Here is a 15258-nt window from a genome sequence, read left to right as displayed (position 1 = left end):
AGGATATGTAGTGATTTTTTACATGTATAGATTGTAGACTTATACAGGTAAACAATTCGCACACATGGACGGGCCATGAAACGTACTCAGCAAATAGACCAGGTCCGCTGGGACCTGGCACTTCGCTATCGCCTGATCGAAACCGTGGCCTGGTGGGAGGGCCGCCTGACCACGGGCCACTTGATGCAGAGCTTTGGCATCAGCCGCCAACAGGCCTCCAAGGACATCAATACCTACATCAGCGAGCATGCGCCTAAAAACCTTACATATGACAAGCAACTGAAGGGTTATGTACCCGGCAAGCAGTTCAAGCCGCTGTTCATCGATGACAGTGCCAATGCCTATCTGCAATTGCTGAATCAGACCCACTCGCGGGCGCCCCACGTGGAGGGGTTGGCGTTGGCGTATGCCCATACCAAGGTGCTGGAAGTTCCCGACAGGACAATTCGCCCGGACGTGTTGCGCCCTCTGCTCAAGGCCTGCCGTAACAGTGAAGTGCTCTCCATCGAATACGTGTCGCTGGCCAACCCGGTGCCGGAAACACGGCTGATTTCGCCCCACACCCTGGTCTACACCGGCATGCGCTGGCACGTGCGCGCGTATTGCGAGAAGAATCGCAAGTACCGGGATTTTGTGCTGAGCAGGTTCAGGGGCGTACCAGAGTTCGAGCGCATGAGCGAGAACCTGATCGATGACGATGAGGAATGGAACACGATGATCGATGTGGTCATCGAGCCAGACTCGCGCCTCAAACCCGCACAGAAGGCGATCATCGAAATTGACCTGGGTATGCAAGCCGGTGAGCTGGTGATCCCGACACGCTGCGCACTGGTGGGCTATGTGCTGCAGCGCTATCAGATCGACCCGAAAAAGCTTGAGCCCAAGGCATCGGCACAGCAGATCGTGGTGAAAAACCTGGAGGCGTTGAAGCCTTGGCTGTACGAATGAATGAACAACGGGCTCGGTAGCCCGTTCTCTTGACCGGGGCAAGGCGGTGCCAGCGGGGTAACCACCGCCTGAGGTCACGTTCCTTCGGCCATGCTATCAAAGTACTGGCGCCGCGCCTTGAAGCAAAGATGGCACTTCGCTATATTCCGTTCCGGTTCAGGTATATCTGCCAATCGCCGCAAGACGCCCTACCCGTGCAAGGAGCATGTTCGATGACCCAACTCGCCCTGGACCCTTTGGCCCAAGCCGTCCACCAAGCCCCCCCCGATGTCGGCGCAACGCTTGTGCACCAGTATGAGCAAGTCGTCATCAAGAGCCTGCTCACTTCATTTGGTCTGGACTTCCTGTTGGCCAACGATCGGCGTGGTGGCCATGTAGATACCCTGCATACCGTGCGCGACGAGTCCGTTGGATATGCATCTGCAGCGAACGAGGCTGCTTATGCGGCGCGCGGCGACTATGACAGCGCGGCTTACCACTCCACCGACACTTACATACAAGTAGGCCGAGAGTACAAAGCTGGCAAGCAATCCGGCACGCTGCAGGATGCCTATACGGGCAAGACGTTCGCGCCGAACGCCGATGTACATCGCGACCACACCATCTCGGCGAAAAAGATCCACGACGACCCTGCCCGGGTTCTGGCGAACCGTGATGGTGTAGAACTGGCCAACCAGCGCAGCAACCTCAACGCCACCGATGGGTCTGTCAATACATCGAAAAAGGACAAGAGCGCTGACGAGTTCATTCGCTATCTCGACCAGAATGAAGCGCAACGCAAGGCTGAAATCAGCGACCTTCAGTCGAAACAGCGTAGTGTCGGCCTCACCGATAAAGAACGCAAAACGTTAAACAAGCTGGAAAAACTCGACGCCGTCGACCCGGGCAAACTGCGTGAAAAAGACCGGATCGCCCGTGAAGCCTACGAACGCGAACTGGCCAACAGTTATTACACCAGCACTGCATTCCTGGCCGACACTGCCAGTGCCAGCCTCAACCAAGGGGTTCGTATGGGCGCCCGGGAAACGCTCGGCCTGGTCCTGCTTGAGGCGTGGAATGCGCTACGCCAGGAACTGCCGCACATTCTGCAGAGCATGAAAGGCAACTTCGACCTCGGCCTCTTCCTGCAGCACCTGGGTAATGCCTGCAAGGCCGCGTTTGAAGGGGTACAGGCCCGGCGCGGTGAACTGCTGACACGCTTCAAGGACGGCCTGCTGGCCGGCGTGCTGTCGTCAGTGATGACCACCTTGATCAATATCTTCTTCACCACGGCCAAAAACGTTGCCAAGATCCTGCGTGAATCCTGGGCAGCCATCCTTGAAGCGGTGCGCACGCTGGTATTCAACCCTCAGCGGCTGCCATTCGGTGAGTTGCTGCGCGCGGTCTCGAAGATAGTTGCAACCGGCGTATCGGTGTGTACCGGGGTGCTGGTGCAAGAAGCCATCGCCAAAGTGCCTGGCATGCAGGTGCCAGTGCTGGGAGAAATACTTTCCACCTTCGTCGGTGCGCTGGCCAGCGGCTTGCTGAACATCTCCTTGCTGTACTTCATCGACCACTCGCCGCTGGTGACCGAATTGTCGAGTTTGCCAACGGCCTCAAGTCGACACTGGACCACACGCTGGACTACTACAAGCTGGTCAACCAGCGCCTGGAAGCCTACACCGCCGAACTCGCGGGTATTGATTTCAAGCAGTTGCAAGCCGAGCTGGACACGTTGCAGAAGGTCAATGCCAGCCTGGTGCTGGCGCAAACCCATGCTGACCTCAATGACGCACTGTTCAGTGCAATGGCCACTTGCGAAATCGACATGCCCTACCAAGATCGCAAAGGCCTGGACGACTTCATGAACGACAAAGACGCTGTGCTGGTGTTTTAAACGCCAATGTCGCGGTTCAACTGCGATGCCTGTGGGCTGTGCTGCCAGAACCTGGCAGGGCAGCCGCTGTACAGCGACCTGGACGACGGGACAGGGGTTTGCCGCCACTACGACAAAACCAGCAGCCGCTGCGGCATTTATGAGCAACGACCGCTCAAGTGCCGGATCGACGACAGCTACGACCATATTTACGCAAGCCACATGAGCCGAGCGCACTTCCATGAGCTCAATCAGGCTGCCTGTGAAACTCTCAAAAGCAAAAGGACACGTTAGAGATGCCATTACCGTTTCTGTTGATCGGTGCAGCTGTAGTCGCGGGCGGAGCCGGGATCGCCGGCGGCGTGAAAGGCGCCAAGAAAATTTCCGAAGCCAAGGGCATCGTGGCCGACGCCCAGGAACGCTATGACCGCGCCCGCGAACAACTTGATGGTGACCAGAAGAACACCGAGCAATCACTTGAGGCTCTGGGTGCACTCAAGCTCGACATCAGCCGTAGCTTTGGACGTTTTGCATCCGCCTACGAGAAAATCAAGAACAAGCCGCAATTCAAAGAATTTCACGGCGAGGACATCCGCTTCGACAAGCACGATCTGGATCAGATCAAGGAAATCTCCATTTCGGCAATCGACCTTCTCGGCAGCTCGGCACTGACTGCAAGCGCTGGCGCACTCGCAGGCTTTGCAGCCTACGGTGGCACCATGGCACTGGGTGTGGCGTCGACCGGCACGGCGATCAGCTCGCTGTCTGGTGTGGCAGCCTACAACGCTACGCTCGCGGCCCTGGGCGGCGGCGCGCTTTCTGCGGGTGGCGGCGGCATGGCGCTGGGCTCGATGGTACTGGGCGGCGCAGTAGCGGGGCCGGTGATTGCCGTGGGTGGTTTGCTGCTCAATGCCAAGGGCAACTCGAGCCTCGAAAAGGCTGAAGAGATCCGCCAGGAAGTGAACAAGACTGTCGACCTGATCAAGGAATCGACTGTTTATCTGAAGAAGCTCAAGCTCATCAGCGACAAAGTCATTGGCGAACTGACCATTACATTCAGCCTGTACGTGAAACACGTCACCAGCCTGGAGCAGTTGGTCCAGCGCACCACAGACTACAACGCATTCAGCCAGGATGAAAAAGACCTGCTGTCCAACAATATCATGCTGGTCAAACTGCTGAGCCAACTGGTGCAGAGCGCACTGGCCGGCAAGAAAAACGGTAAGGACGTGGTCCTGCAGGACAGCGTCCACAAAGAGCTGGAGCATGCCCAGGAAGTTCGCGGCAAGCTTGCCGCTTGATCCCCCACAGATGCGGGCATTGATCAGGCGGCTTATCAGCGCCTGGTCAGCATTTGACACCAACGTCCCTCCCGCCAGCCCAGTGCTCCAAGCTGGCGGGAAAATCTTCGGCAGCATTGCCCTGCGGCGCCAAGCCGTAGAAATGGGCTGCCCCCGTGGCGTGTTTCGATCACATGAGCGCAGCGGTATTACCGCGGGCCACCACGGCTCCAGACACGCAACGGGCTCAATCGAACGCCCCGTTCACCACCTCGTAGATGATACCCGTGGCGACAGCCACCAGGATCAGGTCGACGCCGGCCTGCATCCACTCGTAACCGTCGTAATGCGGCAACTGCCCAAGCAGCCGGCCATCGAGCTTCTTGGCGATACCGGGCGGCAGTGGCTTGCCCCGCGCCAGGTTCTTCTGGATGCCCGGCGGCAATGCGGGGCCCGGGCTCCAATAGCTGCGGTGGCCACCCAGAATACCCAGCACATCACCCCGGTCGATCGACGGCCCGCCATGCCAGTCATTGCCACCCGAGCCACCCTTTTTGCCGCCAGCGTTGCCTTGGCCTTGGGCATGCGGAGCCTGCCCCTTGCCTTGCCCATGCCCTTTATCGTTGCCTTTACCGTTACCCGGGTCGGCGAGCGCAGCGCCCGACGCCGCGAGCAATGCCAATGACGTTACAGCGGCAATCAGAGCTTTCAACTTGGCCATGAGAGCATCCTTTGCGGTGAAGTGGTTTGTTGAAATGTAGACGACATTGCAATCATCTACAGCAGGCCAGCGCGCCTGGGAAGCTCAGCACATGACGCCTACAACGTGGTAGGCATGCCGCGCCGGTCCAGCTCGAACACCTTGGTGCGCTGCAGGCAATCGCGCAACCACAGGGCAGCCCTGCCCGGCCGGCGCTGCTGATGCCACAGCAGGTCCACGCCGACCAGCCAGTCGGTGTGCGGATAGGCCTGCAGCTGCAGTTCGATCAGCTCACCGGCGTCCAGCTCCCGCTGAACCAGCTGCCGTGGCAGGGTCGCCCAACCCAGGCCACCGCGCACCATCTCTACCAGCGCCAGATAGCTCTCGGCCTGCCAGAGCTGGGCGGTACGCAAGTATTCGCTGCTGGGCAGCTTTTGCGCGTGGGCGAAGAAGGCCAGGCGGCGGTGGGCGTGCAGGTCGGCGAAGGTGCAGGTTTGCAGTTGCGCCAGCGGGTGTGTGGCGTGGCAGACATGAGCCATGATCAGTTTGCCCAACTGCTGGAAGGCCAATGCAGGCGGGTAGCCCGGCTGGGAAAAAGCGATGCCCAGGTCTGCCTCACCTTTATGCACCATTTCACTGACATCACCGTGCACCGGGTGGCGAATCAGCAAATCGACGAACGGGAACGCCTGGTCGAACGTTTTGAACACCGGGATCAGTGACCCATACGGCACCTCGATGGCGAGCGTGAGCGCAGGTTCGGCCTGCTGCGCCAGGTTGTCGGCGCTGCCCTCCAGGGCATAGCAACGCTCAAGGATGCCCTCGGCCCGTAGCAGCAGTTTATGCCCGGCGGCGGTCAATGCCGGTATGCGGCTGCTGCGGTCGAACAACTCCACGCCCAGGTCGGTTTCCAAGTTGCTGATTGCAGCGCTGACGGTGGACTGGGTACGCCCCAGGCGCCGCGCCGCTGCCGAAAACGAGCCCGCTTGTACCGCGGCGACGAACACCTGCAATTGCTCCAGCGAAAAGCGCATCCCCACCCCCTGCCCTGCCACATGAACCATCGATGCTAACGATGGTTACTCATTTGTTCCATCGTTTGTTTCGCCGGATCATCGGCCTCGACCACGCTTGCAGCTGCCCTGTTCACACCCTGCGCTGCGTGTCACTCCAGGCGCCGAAAACAACGAAAAGAGCCGCACCTTCAGGAGATTCACGCCATGAGCCCAAGCAAGGTCCACGCTGTAGACGAAGTATTACCGCTGCGGCAACTGTTCACCTTTGGCCTGCAGCACGTGCTGGTGATGTATGCCGGCGCGGTCGCGGTGCCTCTCATCCTCGGCAGCGCACTGGGCCTGACCCAGGCGCAGGTCGTGACGCTGATCAACGCCAACCTGTTCACCTCGGGCATCGCCACACTGATCCAGACCCTGGGCTTCTGGCGCTTCGGGGCGCGCCTGCCGTTGATCCAAGGCTGCTCGTTCATCGCGCTGGCACCGATGATCATGATCGGCAAGCAGTTCGGCCTGCAGGAGGTGTTTGGCGCCGTGATTGCCGCCGGCGCCATCACCATCGGCCTCGCGCCGCTTTTCAGCCGGCTGCTGCGCTTCTTCCCGCCGGTGGTGATCGGCAGCCTGATCACCATCATCGGTATCTCGCTGATGCCCGCGGCGGCCATCTGGCTGGGTGGCGGCGACCCGGGGGCGCCGGACTTCGGCAACCCCGCCAACCTGCTGCTGGGCATGGCGACGGTGGCCATCACGCTGCTGGTGTATGCGCGCTTTTCGGGCTTTATCGGCAACCTCAGCGTGCTGATCGGCCTGCTGTGCGGCAGCCTGCTGGCCGCAGCCTTTGGCATGACCCACTTCGGCAAGGTCAGCGAAGCCGCCTGGTTCGAGCTGAGCCCACCCATGGCCTTCGGTGCGCCGCAGTTCTCCACCACGCCAATCCTCATCATGGTGCTGGCGATGCTGGTGATCATGGCCGAGACCACGGGTAACTGCCTGGCCATCGGCAAACTGGTCGGCAAGCCCACAGACACCAGCACACTAGGCAACGCTTTCCGGGCAGACGGCCTATCGACGATGCTTGGCGGGTTGTTCAACAGTTTCCCGTACAACGCTTTCACCCAGAACACCGGGCTGATCGCGCTTTCCAACGTCAAGAGCCGCTTTGTGGTCGCCGCCGCCGGCGCAATCATGATGCTGATGGGGCTGTTCCCGAAACTGGGCGCACTGATCGCTGCCGTGCCCACGCCAGTGCTGGGCGGGTGCGCCATCGTCATGTTCGGCATGACCACAGTGGCCGGCATCCAGGCGCTCTCTCGCGTACCTTTCGAAGGTACCCGCAACGGCATCATCGTCGCCGTTTCGATCAGCATCGGCGTGCTGCCAATGTCCTTCCCGGCGCTTTTCCATCACCTGAGCGGCCCGCTCAAGCTGGTGCTGGAGAGCGGCATTTTCCTCGGCGCGATCACGGCGATCACGCTCAACCTGCTGCTCAACAACGACAAGACCACAGACCCCGACCACGCCGATGCCAGCGTGGCCAAGTGAGCCCTTTTACCCCTGCCTATCCCCAGGAGCATCCATGACCACTCCCTACACGCCAGCTGCCACCGACCTGTCCGCCCTCGACCTGGACCTGCTACGCCAGTCGATGCGCCTGGCAGAGCAGTCCAAAGCACGCGGTCGTCACCCCTTTGCAGCCATTGTCGCCGATGCCGAAGGCCGGGTGATCGCCAGCGCCGGCAACAACTCAATGCCGCCCGAAGGCGACCCCACCCAACACGCCGAACTGGTCGCCGCGGCCCTGGCTGCCAAGGCCCTGCCACCCGAAGCACTGGCCAACTGCACGCTCTACACCAGCGCAGAACCCTGCTGCATGTGCGCCGGTGCCGTGTACTGGACCGGCATTGGCCGAGTGGTGTATGCGCTGTCGGAACATACCCTGCTCGGGCTGACCGGTGACCACCCGGAAAACCCGACGTTTTCCTTGCCATGCCGTGAGGTGTTCGCCCGGGGCCAACGTGATGTGATCGTGCACGGCCCACTGTTGGAGGACGAAGCAGCGGCTGCGCACAAGGGGTTCTGGAAATGAACGCAGGCACACACTGAGCTCAAGAATCGCCAGGCAGGTTCACCGAACTGCCTGGCACCTTGAATCGCCTGCGGGCCGGCTTACTGCGGTTGCCGGTTACGTTTGGCCAGCAATGCCCGTGCCGCCACAGCAGCCACCACCAAGCCTGGTGAAGCCGCCAGCAGCACCCCACCCACCCCCGTCCCGGCTGCCAGGATCTGCCCCGCCGCCAACGGCCCGGCCATCGAACCCAAGCGCCCGATGGCAACCGAAGCCCCCACCCCAGTGGCCCGTACCTGAGTCGAATACAGGGTCGGTGCCAGTGCGTACAGCACCAGTTGGCCGCCGATGGCGCAGTAGCCGGCAATGAACCCGGCCACGAGCATGAAGGCAAAGCTGGTCGACAGGCCAAGCCCCGCCAGCGCCGCCAGCATGCCGATATACGCGATGAACACTGCGCGGCGGGCGTGGCCCTTGTCCATCATGCGCCCGGTCAGGAACGAGCCGGCCGCACCGCCGAGGTTGAACAGGATCTGTACCGTGCCTGCCTGCGGGCGGCTGAAACCTTGCCCGATCAGCAACGAAGGCAACCAGTTGAGCAGCATGTACAACACGGTCAGGGTAAAGAAGCACGCCACCCACAGCAGCAGGGTGCGGCTTGCATGCCCCGGCCCGAACAACTGGGCCAGCATGCCTTCGCCGGCAACCTTCTCACCGGTTTGAGCACGAAACGCCTGGGACTCTTTCAGCCATACCACCAGCACCAGGGCGATGACGATCGGTGCGATACCACCCACGTAGAACACCACACGCCAGTCTTCGCCCAACGGCGCCATGCCGATGATCGAAGCGATGGCGCCGCCCAGGGGCACGCCACAATACGTGATGCTCACGGCGGTGCTGCGCAGCCGCTCGGGCGCCGCTTCACTGGCCAGGGCGATCAGGATGGGCAACGCGGCACCCAGCCCCAAGCCGGTCATCAGCCGTGCAACCAGCAGCGAGGCGTAGCTGTCGGCCAGGGCGGTACCGAGCGAGAAGCCGCCGAACAACAGCACCGCCACGATCAGAATATTCTTGCGGCCCAGCCGGTCGGCAAGCCAACCGCCGATGAATGCGCCGGGCAGCAACCCCAGCAGCCCTGCACTGAACACCCAGCCAAGCATCGCCGGTGTCAGTGCAAACGCCTTGGCCATGTGCGGTGCGGCGATGCCGGTAGCCTGAAGGTCGAGGCCTTCGAGCAGTGCCACGAGAAAACACAGGCCGATGGTGAGCACCGGCTTGCTTGACGACGAGGATGAATCACGCATGGGTAGGCCCTTTTGTTGTTATGCGTTGGGTTGGGATCAAAGCCTGAAGGTGGCACGTAACGAGATGAACGAAGAATCTTCCCCACCGGCGTCCTTGATGGCGGAGCTGACGTCGTAGTATTTCAAGTCGACATCCAAGGTCAGGTTGGGGGTTGCCAGCCAACGGGTGTTGGCGCGGTAGATGGTGCCCACATGGCGCCCGGTGCCACGGGTATTGGCCAACAGACTCATGCCGGGCATGTACACACCGTCTTCTGCACGCTGCTTCCACACTTCGAAGACGCCCGGTTCGAAGCGCAAGGTACGCCAAGGTGAAAAGCCGAACGTCGGCCCCACCACGATGATGTTGCTCAAAGTGGTCAGGCTGGCCTCGCCATAAACGCCGTTGCGCGGGAACAGCGGGTCGAAGGTGTTGACCTTGCCATCGCCCAGTTCGCGGTCACCGCTGGCGGCGTCGATGCGCATGCCCAGCCGGGGCTGCCAGGCATGCGCGAAGGTGTAGCCGGTATCGCTGGACAGTGCCCAGGCACGAATCGAGGCATTGCCCAGGTGCCCGGTCTGCCCGGCCAGGTTCCAGCTCCAGTCCAGCGCCTGCTGGCGGCCAAACACCCGCGTGCCGAAGGTATAGCGTTGCTCATCGCCCGCTTCACCGGCCAGGCTGCGGTCATCGGTTTCAAGGCCGAAGGCGAACAGGTCGATGTTCCAGGCTGCCGTCAGCGGCAAGGTGCCATACAGGCCATAGAATTTCACTGCGTTGTTGCTGCCATCGTCCCAGCTGTCCTCACCGGTCTTGAGCGGCCTGAACGCGAAGGCGTCGAGCTTGCGGCCGTTCTTGAGGTTGAGGCTGGCGCGCACGCCGTCGAAGCTCAGGCGGATGTTGGGCGAGTCCCGGTAGGTGACCCAAGCCTGGTCGCCAAGCCCCATCTCCTGGCGGCCGATGCGGGTGGTGTAACGCCCTTGGGCAAAATCATGGTTGAAATCGACGAAGGCCTGGCGCACTTCATTGCGGCTTTCATCATTTGGGGAGTACAGGTCCTTGCCGAAAGCCCGGGTGTTCTCCACCTGGACGAATGTGCGCACAGCATCATCGAACAGATGCAGGTCGGCGTGCGCCTGCAAGCGCTGCATCAAATAGGAGTCGTCGTTCAAACCGCGCAAGCCGAAAAAAGGCTTGTTGAATACATCGGCCCGGTAACGGGCTTCGGCCCCCAACTGCAGCCAGGCCGACTCGGACAAGCGATGGTAGCGCACCCCATCGAATGGGTCGCTGGCCTTGGCCGGGGCATCCAGGAACCGATAGTCCTCGACCCAGCGAGGCGCACCGGGCCGGCCTGGCCGGCTCTGTTCAAGTGGACTGGCCGCCTGCACGCATTGGCCTATCGAAAGCAGTACAACGGGCACCCACCACCGGTTCAACGGCCTGGTCATCAGAATTTCCCTTTACTTGTTTTTATGAAATTGGATAACTCTGTTAACGATTATTTTTGTTAACCATCTTGCCGTCAATAGGCGGATTGAAACTACCTGATATCAGGCAGATCCAGCGTTCGTTTATCGAACGTTTTTTTCGCAGGTGCCTGCGCAGCCACAGAAATGGCCGTTACCATGAACGTTGCGGGCTCTCTACCTTGCGGGAACGCCGCCACGACTCTAATCAAAACAAAAAGAGCATCCTCATGAACTGCCTCAAACCTCTTGCCGCTCTCGGCTTGCTCATGCTCGGCGCAAGCCAGGCCCTGGCCTCGCCAACCGTTAAACAACCAAACATTCTGCTGATCGTCGCCGATGACCTCGGCTTCTCGGACCTGTCGGTCCTGGGCAGCGAAATCCAGACACCCAACCTGGACAAACTGCTGACCGACGGCCGCCTGATGCTGGACTTCCATGCCGCGCCAAGCTGCTCCCCTACACGCGCCATGCTGATGTCTGGCAACGACCCGCACCTGGCCGGGCTGGGCATGATGGCCGAAGCACGCAAGCGCTTGCCGGCCGGCGCTCAGGTGCGCGCCGGTTACGAAGGGGTACTGGGCAGCAATGTCGCCACCCTGGCAGAACTGCTGCACGATGCTGGCTACCGCACCTACATTTCCGGCAAATGGCACCTGGGCATGCAGCCCGCGCAGCAGCCCCAGAACCGTGGTTTCGACCAGGCCTACGTGCTGCTGGAAGGGGGCGCCGCACATTTCAAACAGGCCAACATGGCGCTGCAGCCGAACTACAGTTCGACCTTCCGCCACAATGGCGAGCCCATCGAACTGCCCGATGATTTCTACTCCACGACCTGGTTCACCGACCGTCTCATCGACGCCATCGACGACGGCAAGGCCAGCAACAAACCCTTCTTTGCCTTTGCCGCCTACACCGCGCCGCACTGGCCCTTGCAGGCGCCGGATGAATACCTGGCGCAATACCGCGGCCGCTACGACCAAGGCTATGAGGTGATTGCCCGCGAACGCCTGGCGCGCCAGCGCAAGGCCGGGCTGGTGCCGGCGGACTTCCCCCTCGAGCCGCAACTGGAGGGCGTACCAGGCTGGGCATCGCTGACAGAACAGCAGCAACAGCAATCGGCGCGCACCATGGAGGTCTACGCGGCTATGGTGGCGGCCCTGGACGCCGAGGTCGGGCGCCTGGTCGACCACCTGCGCAAAACCGGTGAACTGGACAACACACTGGTGCTGTTCATGTCCGACAACGGGCCGGAAAATGCCACCCGCGTCGACCCCAACTGGATCAAGGAAAACTTCGATACCCGCCTGGCCAACTACGGCCGACGTGATTCGTTCCTGATGATCGGCTCGGCCTGGGCCCAGGTCAGCGCCCTGCCCAGCCGCCGCTACAAGATGACCACCTACCAGGGCGGCATCCGCGTGCCCGCCTTCGTTTACCACCCGGCCACCATCAAGGCCGGGCGCAGCGATGAACTGGCCAGCGTCAGGGACATCATGCCGACGCTGCTGCAACTGGCAGGCGCGCCGATGCCCGGCATCACCTACCGCGACCGCGCCATCGTTCCGCCGCAGGGCACCTCGGCACTGGACTACCTGCAAGGCAAGGACACCCGGATCCACGCCCATGACGAGGCCCTGGGCTGGGAAATCAATGGCAGCGCCTCGTTGCGCAAAGGGCCGATGAAACTGCTGTGGGATGCAACCGATGGCACCCCGGCCTGGCACCTGTACGACCTGAGCAACGACCCTGGCGAGCACCATGACATCGCAGCCGCACACCCCCGGCAAGTGAGCGACCTGCTGCGCGACTGGAAGGCCTATGCCCAACGCAGCAATATCGCCATCGACGCTGACGGGCGCCCCGCAAGCCCCGCCATGCCCCTGGCCAGCAAGCCATGATTGCCCGGGTTGCCGGCTGCGCGCTGGTCGCCGCCGGCGTACTCGCCGCGGCCTACGGCGCCTGGCCACAAACCCCGGCGCCGGTGCTGCTGTGCGAGGGCTACAGCGGCTTGCCCGCCAGGCACGATGGCATGGTGCGCTTGCCGGGTGGCGTGTTCACCTTCGGTTCAGACCGTTTCTATGATGAAGAAGGCCCGCCACACGCGGCAAAGGTGTCGGGCTTCTGGGTCGACCGGCACCCGGTCACCAACGCCCAGTTCGCCCGGTTCGTGGCAGTTACCGGTTACCTTACCCAGGCCGAACGGGGCATCAGCAGCGAGGCCGACCCCACCCTGCCCGACACGCTGCGCGTACCGGGCGCGATGGTGTTCCAGCAAGGGCCGAGCGTGCTCGACCCCGGCTGGCAGTTTGTGCCGGGGGCCAGCTGGCGACACCCGCAGGGCCCTGGCAGTGACCTGGCAGGGCTTGAAAACCACCCGGTTGTGCAAGTGACACTGGAAGATGCCCAGGCCTACGCGCGTTGGGCTGGCCGTGCCCTGCCCAGCGAAGCGCAACTGGAATACGCCATGCGTGGCGGGCTGGACGATGCCGACTTCAGTTGGGGCACCACTGAACTGCCCAAGGGCAAGCTGATGGCCAACACCTGGCAAGGCCAGTTCCCCTATAACAACATGGCCGCTGACGGCTTCACCGGTACCTCACCGGTGGGCTGCTTCCCGGCCAACCGGTTCGGTGTATTCGATGCAGGGGGCAATGTCTGGGAGCTGACCCGCACGGGTTATCGCCCGGGCCACGATGCGCAACGCGACGCGGCCTTGGACCCGTCCGGCCCCGCCTTGAGCGCAAGCTACGACCCGGCCGAACCCGGCATACCGGTCGCTGTGATCAAAGGCGGCTCGCACCTGTGCTCAGCGGACCGGTGTATGCGCTACCGGCCCTCGGCACGCCAGCCGCAGCCGGTCTTTATCGCGACTTCGCACGTAGGGTTCAGAACGGTTCGCCAATGAACGGCAATGGGCAGGCGGCCGCCTCGATGGCTGCCACCTGCCGGTCGAAGTCTGGCAGCAGATAGTTGAAAAAGAAGGTGGCGCTTTCGTGCTTCTCGCGCCGTAGTGGTGCATCGGCCTGCAACGCCTCGAGGCAGCGAACGGTGCGGGCCCAGGCAAAGGCCTGCAGCGCCGTGGCGCACAACTGCAGGAAGGCCCCGGCCGCGCGGTAGGGGTATTGCGGGCCGTGCGCAGCACTGCGCTCGACCTCGGCAACGACCCCTTGCAACCGGTCGCAGACCGTACCGAGCGCCTCGGCAGCGGCACCCTGGCCGGCCCCGGCCTCGGCACGCAGTTCGCCCAGCAGCAGCGCAAAGCCTTCACCGCCATCGCCCAGCACTTTGCGCAACAACAGGTCGTTGGCCTGAATTTCGTTGGTGCCTTCGTAGATCATCGCAATCCGGCTGTCGCGCAGGACCTGCTCGATGGGGAATTCGCAGGTGTAGCCATAGCCGCCAAACACCTGCAGCGCTTTGCTCGACAGGCTGAAACCGTAGTCAGTGAACGCCGCCTTGATGATCGGCGTCAGCAACGCCGCCAGAGTCGACGCTTTTGCACGCAGCGCAGGGTCGGTAGAGGCGCCGGCCACATCCAGCCAGTGCGCCGTCCAGTAACCCAAGGTGCGCATGCCTTCGGTACGCACCCGCAATTCCAGCAGCGTCAGGCGCATGGCGGGGTGCAAGTGGATGGGGTCGGCAGCGGCGTCCCCGGCGCTCGGCGAATGACCAGGTGCGCGCATCTGGCGACGCTCCAGTGCGTAGTCACGGGCCAGTTGCCAAGCTGCTTCGGCGTGCCCCAACCCTTGCAGGCCGACATGCAACCTGGCGGAATTCATCATCACGAACATGGCCGCCAGGCCACCGTGCGCCTGCCCCACCAGCCAGCCCTTGCCCCCCTCGAAGCGCAGCGCACAGGTGGCGCTGCCGCGAATGCCCAGCTTGTGCTCAAGCCCATCGCACTGCACCCCGTTGCCCACGCCCCCCTCCAGCCCGTTGGGCACCAGCAGCAATGACAACCCACGGCTGCCTGCCGGTGCGTCGGGCAAACGCGCCAGCACCAGGTGCAGGATGTCGCGGGTCAGGTCGTGGTCGCCCCCGGAAATGAACAGCTTGTTGCCGGTGACCGCGTAGCTGCCGTCGCCCAGCGGTTCGGCACGACAGCGCAGCAAGGCAAGGTCACTGCCGGCCTGCGGCTCGGTCAGGCACATGGTAGGCAGGCTTGCGCCGCTGACGATGCCGGGCAGGTAACGCGCCTGCAATTGGGCGCTGCCATGGGCCTTCAGGCACAGGTAAGCGCCATGGGCGATGCCGGTGTACATGGCCCAGCCATGGTTGCTGGCAAAGAGCATTTCCTGAACCGCTGCATCCAGCACCAACGGCAGCCCCTGGCCGCCGCACCGGGGCTCACAGGCCAGCGCCGGCCAGCCGCCGTCCACGTAGGCGCGATAGGCCGCCGCAAAGCCGTCCGGTGTGCGCACCCGGCCCTGCTCCAGGCGGCAGCCCTGGCGGTCGCCCGGTGCATTCAACGGCGCCAGTACCTGTTCGCTGAAGCGGGCAGCCTCCTGCAGCACTTGCAGGGCCAGCTCAAGATCAACGTCTGCGTAGGCCGGCAGCTGCTGCCAGGCCTGCTCGGCCCTCAGCCAGTGCTCCAGCACGAATTGCATGTCCTGCAGGGGAGCCTTCCAAGCCATGGGAGTC

Annotated in this window: 12 protein-coding genes; 7 read left to right on the top strand and 5 right to left on the bottom strand. The window is 62.5% G+C overall.

From position 1 onward, the window contains the following. Window positions 1–75: 75 nt before the first annotated feature. From JET17_RS10525 to JET17_RS10510, 3 genes are all read left to right on the top strand, one after another. Window positions 76–948 (top strand): helix-turn-helix transcriptional regulator, encoded by an 873-nt coding sequence (locus JET17_RS10525; RefSeq protein WP_012313952.1) that lies wholly within the window; start codon window positions 76–78, stop codon window positions 946–948. 29 nt (window positions 949–977) lie between these two features. Next, on the top strand, window positions 978–2795 hold the full coding sequence (locus tag JET17_RS10520) for a hypothetical protein (protein ID WP_150105121.1): 1818 nt from the start codon (window positions 978–980) through the stop codon (window positions 2793–2795). 304 nt (window positions 2796–3099) lie between these two features. Next, window positions 3100–4104 carry a hypothetical protein gene (locus tag JET17_RS10510; protein ID WP_012313949.1) on the top strand — a complete coding sequence of 335 codons (1005 nt, stop codon included), beginning with the start codon at window positions 3100–3102 and terminating at the stop codon, window positions 4102–4104. A 226-nt stretch (window positions 4105–4330) separates the two neighbouring features. Here the strand turns inward: JET17_RS10510 and JET17_RS10505 are convergent, their stop codons facing one another. After that, window positions 4331–4804 (bottom strand): anti-virulence regulator CigR family protein, encoded by a 474-nt coding sequence (locus JET17_RS10505; RefSeq protein ID WP_012313948.1) that lies wholly within the window; start codon window positions 4802–4804, stop codon window positions 4331–4333. Window positions 4805–4902: 98 nt separating this feature from the next. After that, window positions 4903–5817 (bottom strand): LysR family transcriptional regulator, encoded by a 915-nt coding sequence (locus JET17_RS10500; RefSeq protein WP_012313947.1) that lies wholly within the window; start codon window positions 5815–5817, stop codon window positions 4903–4905. Between the two features lie 186 nt (window positions 5818–6003). On the opposite strand from JET17_RS10500, the gene JET17_RS10495 reads away from it, so the two are divergent. Both JET17_RS10495 and JET17_RS10490 read left to right on the top strand, forming a co-directional pair. After that, window positions 6004–7338, top strand: a complete 1335-nt coding sequence (locus JET17_RS10495) for a nucleobase:cation symporter-2 family protein (protein ID WP_012313946.1) — start codon at window positions 6004–6006, stop codon at window positions 7336–7338. Window positions 7339–7372: 34 nt separating this feature from the next. Continuing rightward, on the top strand, window positions 7373–7882 hold the full coding sequence (locus JET17_RS10490; protein ID WP_012313945.1) for a nucleoside deaminase: 510 nt from the start codon (window positions 7373–7375) through the stop codon (window positions 7880–7882). Between the two features lie 80 nt (window positions 7883–7962). Here the strand turns inward: JET17_RS10490 and mhpT are convergent, their stop codons facing one another. After that, the gene (gene mhpT, locus JET17_RS10485; protein WP_012313944.1) at window positions 7963–9168 is read right to left on the bottom strand and encodes a 3-(3-hydroxy-phenyl)propionate transporter MhpT; all 1206 of its coding nucleotides are present in this window, start codon (window positions 9166–9168) and stop codon (window positions 7963–7965) included. A 36-nt stretch (window positions 9169–9204) separates the two neighbouring features. After that, complete coding sequence (locus JET17_RS10480; RefSeq protein ID WP_012313943.1) at window positions 9205–10596, bottom strand: alginate export family protein; 1392 nt, start codon at window positions 10594–10596, stop codon at window positions 9205–9207. A 248-nt stretch (window positions 10597–10844) separates the two neighbouring features. On the opposite strand from JET17_RS10480, the gene JET17_RS10475 reads away from it, so the two are divergent. Together JET17_RS10475 and JET17_RS10470 are read left to right on the top strand one after the other, a co-directional pair. Next, complete coding sequence (locus JET17_RS10475; protein WP_012313942.1) at window positions 10845–12515, top strand: arylsulfatase; 1671 nt, start codon at window positions 10845–10847, stop codon at window positions 12513–12515. Beyond that, window positions 12512–13522, top strand: a complete 1011-nt coding sequence (locus JET17_RS10470) for a formylglycine-generating enzyme family protein (RefSeq protein WP_012313941.1) — start codon at window positions 12512–12514, stop codon at window positions 13520–13522. Before JET17_RS10475 ends, JET17_RS10470 begins: the two co-directional genes overlap by 4 nt. On the opposite strand, the gene JET17_RS10465 is transcribed toward JET17_RS10470, so the two are convergent. After that, window positions 13503–15251 (bottom strand): acyl-CoA dehydrogenase, encoded by a 1749-nt coding sequence (locus JET17_RS10465; protein WP_012313940.1) that lies wholly within the window; start codon window positions 15249–15251, stop codon window positions 13503–13505. The two genes, JET17_RS10470 and JET17_RS10465, sit on opposite strands and share 20 nt — an antisense overlap. Window positions 15252–15258 lie beyond the last annotated feature (7 nt).

The sequence above is a fragment of the Pseudomonas putida genome (assembly GCF_016406145.1).
GTDB lineage: Bacteria > Pseudomonadota > Gammaproteobacteria > Pseudomonadales > Pseudomonadaceae > Aquipseudomonas > Aquipseudomonas putida_E.
This window is presented reverse-complemented; position numbering and strand designations above follow the sequence as displayed.

Excerpts from the sequence above, each read along its gene's own strand:
- JET17_RS10525 (WP_012313952.1), top strand. The coding sequence starts at position 76 with ATGAAACGTACTCAGCAAATAGACCAGGTCCGCTGGGACCTGGCACTT.
- JET17_RS10510 (WP_012313949.1), top strand. The coding sequence starts at position 3,100 with ATGCCATTACCGTTTCTGTTGATCGGTGCAGCTGTAGTCGCGGGCGGA.
- JET17_RS10500 (WP_012313947.1), bottom strand. The coding sequence starts at position 5,817 with ATGCGCTTTTCGCTGGAGCAATTGCAGGTGTTCGTCGCCGCGGTACAA.
- JET17_RS10505 (WP_012313948.1), bottom strand. The coding sequence starts at position 4,804 with ATGGCCAAGTTGAAAGCTCTGATTGCCGCTGTAACGTCATTGGCATTG.
- JET17_RS10495 (WP_012313946.1), top strand. The coding sequence starts at position 6,004 with ATGAGCCCAAGCAAGGTCCACGCTGTAGACGAAGTATTACCGCTGCGG.
- JET17_RS10465 (WP_012313940.1), bottom strand. The coding sequence starts at position 15,251 with ATGGCTTGGAAGGCTCCCCTGCAGGACATGCAATTCGTGCTGGAGCAC.
- JET17_RS10470 (WP_012313941.1), top strand. The coding sequence starts at position 12,512 with ATGATTGCCCGGGTTGCCGGCTGCGCGCTGGTCGCCGCCGGCGTACTC.
- JET17_RS10490 (WP_012313945.1), top strand. The coding sequence starts at position 7,373 with ATGACCACTCCCTACACGCCAGCTGCCACCGACCTGTCCGCCCTCGAC.
- mhpT (WP_012313944.1), bottom strand. The coding sequence starts at position 9,168 with ATGCGTGATTCATCCTCGTCGTCAAGCAAGCCGGTGCTCACCATCGGC.
- JET17_RS10475 (WP_012313942.1), top strand. The coding sequence starts at position 10,845 with ATGAACTGCCTCAAACCTCTTGCCGCTCTCGGCTTGCTCATGCTCGGC.
- JET17_RS10480 (WP_012313943.1), bottom strand. The coding sequence starts at position 10,596 with ATGACCAGGCCGTTGAACCGGTGGTGGGTGCCCGTTGTACTGCTTTCG.